Annotated in this window: 3 protein-coding genes; 1 reads left to right on the top strand and 2 read right to left on the bottom strand. The window is 69.2% G+C overall.

Features of this window, described 5'->3' with window-relative positions; translation table 11 throughout:
* Positions 1-124: 124 nt before the first annotated feature.
* Both MJ797_RS20135 and MJ797_RS20130 read right to left on the bottom strand, forming a co-directional pair.
* Positions 125-454 (bottom strand): DUF4351 domain-containing protein, encoded by a 330-nt coding sequence (locus tag MJ797_RS20135; protein ID WP_239338192.1) that lies wholly within the window; start codon positions 452-454, stop codon positions 125-127.
* 27 nt (positions 455-481) lie between these two features.
* A complete protein-coding gene (locus tag MJ797_RS20130) occupies positions 482-1,882 on the bottom strand; it encodes a glutamate decarboxylase (RefSeq protein WP_239338189.1) in 1,401 nt (466 codons plus the stop codon).
* Positions 1,883-2,103: 221 nt separating this feature from the next.
* Between MJ797_RS20130 and MJ797_RS20125 the strand changes: the two genes are divergently transcribed.
* Positions 2,104-4,434, top strand: coding sequence for a helicase-associated domain-containing protein (locus MJ797_RS20125; RefSeq protein WP_239338187.1), 2,331 nt, complete (start codon positions 2,104-2,106; stop codon positions 4,432-4,434).
* The last annotated feature ends 44 nt before the right edge of the window (positions 4,435-4,478 follow it).

Below are 4,478 nucleotides of genomic sequence, written 5' to 3'. Positions count from 1 at the left end.
GGACATGGACGGCCCGGACAGCGCCATATACCGGGATCCGATCCACCCGGCCACAGAGCGGCATCCTTACGTAGCCAGGTAGTCCCGACCATCGCAGGAACAGGCCTTGCAGCGTGCCTGTTGGTCAGTCGAGGAGCTGGCCGAGGCTGTCAGCGGTCAGGACACGGGCGGTCCAGACCTGAAGCTGATCAGCAGAGGCGTCGCGCACAGCGGCGAGCACCGGTTCGGGAACCGGACCGAACTTGAGAGTCAACAGCTGAAGCAGCGTCTCCACACGCCCCTCAACACGGCCCTCAGCGCGCCCCTCGACACGGCCCTCGACACGGCCCTCGACACGGCCCTCAGCCCTGAGTGTCTCCGCGATGGTCATGTAGGCCTCCTCCGCATCAGGACCGACAGCGGCCATCAGATCATGCAACTGGCCATGGGTGTCCGCATCCCAGCCCCGCTCCATGATCCACACCCAGGTTGCCGGGCGCTCTCAGTGGTGGAAGGAGGTGACGCCGTTGTCCTCAGGCCACGGACGCCGGTGTGGGTCGGACAACCGCTTCACCACCCGGCGCAGATCCGCGACCAGCATTCCGGCCAGGTCCCGGCTGAAGCCGTTACGCACGACCACCCTCAGCACCGCCAGCTCGTTGAGCGCGGGCGGGAACCGGTAAGCCGGTACCAGCCAGCCGCGGGTGCGCAGCAGCTCGGAGACGTCGAAGACGGTGTAGCCGGTGACCTCCTCCCGCAGCGCGAACGCGAACGCCGGGATACCGCCGCCGTCCGAGACCAGTTCGAACGGCCCGAGCTTCGCCACCTCGCCGGCCAGCCAGCGGGCGTTGTCCCGGCAGGTCTGCATCACCCGCCGGTACCCCTCCCAACCCAGTTGCAGGAATGCGTAGTACTGGGCGACGACCTGGGCGCCCGGCCGGGAGAAGTTCAATGCGAACGTCGGCACGGAGCCACCCAGGTAGTCCACCTGGAAGACCAGATCGGACGGCAACGCCGCCTCGTCACGCCACAGCACCCAGCCGACCCCCGGATAGACCAGCCCGTACTTGTGGCCGGAGGCATTGATGGACGCCACCCGGTCCAGCTGGAAGTCCCAGACCAGCTCCGGATCACAGAACGGCGCCACAAACCCACCCGAGGCGGCGTCGACGTGCACCGGCACATCCGGGCCGCCCGATCCCGCGAGGCGGTCGAGCGCGGCCGCGATCTCGGCCACCGGTTCGTAGCTGCCGTCGAAGGTCGAGCCGAGGACAGCCACCACGCCGACGGTGTTCTCGTCGCAGTGCGCCACCGCCGCATCGGCGGTCAGCCGGGTGCGTCCCGGCCCGAGCGGCACCAGCCGTGGCTCAACGTCCCAGTACCGGGCGAACTTCTCCCAGCAGACCTGGACGTTGGCCCCCATGACGATGTTCGGCTGGTCCGCCGGCAGGCCGGCCGACCGACGCCGGGCGCGCCACCGGCGGGTCAGCGCGAGCCCGGCGAGCATGCATGCTTCGGATGAACCGGTCGTCGAGCAGCCGACCGCGTTCAGCGCGTCCGGGACGTGCCACAGGTCGGCGAGGATGTTGACACAACGCGCCTCCATCTCGGCAGTCTGTGGGTACTCGTCCTTGTCAATCATGTTCTTGGATGCGCACTCGACCATCAGCCGGTCCGCGTACGGATCCATCCAGGTGGTCACGAACGTGGCCAGATTGAGCCGCGCGTTGCCGTCGAGCATCAGCTCGTCGTGGATGATCTGGTACGCGGTCTCCGGGGTGATCGACTCCTGCGGCATCCGGAACCGCGGGACCACGACATCCTCGCCCGGCCGGGCGAACTGGGGCCGGATGTCGACGGTCTCCTGTGCCTGCTCGCCGCTTGCCTGGCCGTGCAGAGCCATCACCGGTGAACCTCCTGCCTGTTACCTGCTACCCGCGCCACACACGATTCATCAGTCCCGCGGGGCGGGTCCGGGAAGGGCAGTCGGATTATGCGCTCTCGCCCGCCGGCCGACTGCCACGGGACTGGAAAGTCTGGGTTTGCGCTCCGGCGACGCCGACCAGGCGATGGGCCACCCACCGCTGGTGATCGCCGCGAACCGGGCGTAAGCTGCCCAGCACAATGAAGCAGGTGTGTGCTGAATCGTTTGCCGGCTACTTGGCAACCTTGGACGAGGCGTCGCTGACCGCTTTGCTGGCGGCACGCCCAGATGTCCTGATCGAGCCGGTTCCCCGCGGTTTCGCCCAGCTCGCCCAACGGCTGGACGGCCCGGATTCGCTCGTCGCCGCGATGCGGATGCTGAACAGGGACACGGTGCATGTCGGGCAGGCGCTCGCCGCGCTGGGCGGGTCCGCGACCGTGCCCGCGCTGGCGGCCTGGCTGGGCGCACCCGAGAGCGCCGTCCGGGACGGAGCCGCCGACCTGTGCGTACGCGGCCTGGCCTGGCGTGACTCCGACATGGTGCGGCTGCTGGAGCGGCTGCGCGCGCACTGGTCGGCGAACTTCGACGCCGCCCGCCCGGTAAAGAAGATCGCCCAGTCGGTCCTCGTGACGGAGCTGCGGACCGCGGTCACCGCGCTCGGAGGCAGCGCCAGCGGCCTGAGCAAGCCTGAGTTGATCATACGGCTGTCCGAACTGATGTCAGACCCAAAAACGATCATAAAAATCATCTCCGGGCTGCCGCAGACCGCACGGGACCGGCTCGACGAATTCCGGCGCAGCCTGATCGGCGACTACTCCTGGCGTATCGAGTACGGAGCACCCGCCCCAGCCCGCCAGACTGAGATCCTGATCGCCGCGGGTCTGATGCTGCGAAGCAACCGCCAGCCTGAGCTGCCGCGCGAGGTGGCGATCGCCGCCTGGCAGGCCGAGCACGATTTCTCCCTGACCGGCCAACCCGCGATCGCACGGCCGGACGTCGACCCGGCAATGGTGCGCTCCGCGGCCCAGGCCGCCGCCGAAGAAGCCATAGGACGGGTGACCGCCCTCCTCGACGAGGCCCGCGCCACGCCTGTGGTAGCCCTGAAAAAGGGTGGTGTCGGGCCTCGGGAACGGTCACGGCTCGCGAAACGGCTGTCCATGCCCGAGGCCGACCTCCTGGTATGGATCGATCTTGCGTACGCCGCTGGCCTGCTGGGCCAGACCGACAACGGATACGCGCCCACCCCTGACTACCAGCAATGGCGCGTCGCCGGACCAGGCCGGCGCTGGGCCGTCCTCGCGTCGGCCTGGTTCTCCCTGGAGCATGCGCCGTCCAGCCGGGAGATCGAGGGCGAGAAGGATCTCCCGCCGCCGCTGCCGCTGCTCTCGGGAGCTGGCCGGATCCGCCGGGCGATGTTGAACGCCGCTGGTTCAGGTGGTTCGGTTCGCGCGGCTGGCCGGGAGATCGAGTGGTTCAGCCCGCTGGACGGGTACGACGCCGTCCGGCGCGCCAGCAAGGCCGCCGCGGCGACGCGGGAGGCGGAGCTGCTCGGGGTGGTCGCCCTCGATGTGCTGTCGGAGCTCGGCGAACATCTGCTGGCCGTCGCCAGCGCGGTGGCGGCGGATGTCGTCGACGAACTGGCGAGGCAGTGCGCCGACCTGCTGCCCGAAGCCACGTTCACCGTCATCCTGCAGTCGGATCTGACCGCGGTGGTGGCCGGCCAGCCGAGTTCGGCGGTGTCGCGGCTGCTGCGGGACGCGGCCGTCCCCGAGTCTCGCGGTGCCGCCGGTACGTGGCGTTTTTCCGCGTCGAGCATCCGGGCCGCGCTCGACGCGGGGTGGAGCGCCGACGCGCTTCTCGCGGAACTGCGCGACATGGCGGCGCACGCCGTGCCGCAGCCGTTGGAGTACCTCATCTCCGATGTCGCACGCCGGCACGGGCAGGTCCGCGTTCGTGGCATGCGCTGCTGCGTCATCTCCGACGAAGCCTCGACCACTGAGATCCGCCACACCCGGTCGTTGGCGAAGCTGCAGTTCAGCCAACTGGCGCCTACCGTCTTGGCCAGCCCGTTCAAACTCGACGACGTACTGGCCCGCCTGCGCGAGGTCGGCTTCTACCCGATCGCCGAGGACGCCGCCGGCACGATGATCGTTCCGCGTCGGCAGGAACACCAGGCGTCCCCCCACCACACCGACCCCGCCCGTGGGCCGCGCCGGCTTTCCCCAGCCGACCTCGCCCACCGGCTGGCCGCGGATCCCGATGCCGACACAACGCCGGACTCCGGTACCTTCAAGCGGCTGGCCCGGCTGAACACCCGTCTCAACGAAGCAGAGCTGGAGCTGCTGGCCAGCGCCGTGGACCATCAGCACGATGTCGTCATAGCCTACCGGGACAACAACGGCACCCGTACCGTCCGCCAAATCCAGCCGCAACAGTTCTACGGCAAGTGGCTCGACTCCTGGTGCCGCCTGCGCAACGGCCAGCGTGACTTCTCCGTCGCCAGCATCGAATCCGTCAGTCCCGCGGGCTGACCGGCCATCCTGGCCGTTCCACCGTCTCCAGCCGCTCGGCGCGC

It is taken from the genome of Protofrankia sp. CiP3 (genome assembly GCF_917627345.1).
Classification (GTDB): Bacteria; Actinomycetota; Actinomycetes; order Frankiales; family Frankiaceae; genus Protofrankia.
Note: the sequence above shows the minus strand (reverse complement) of the source record. Positions and strands in the feature narration are given on the sequence as shown.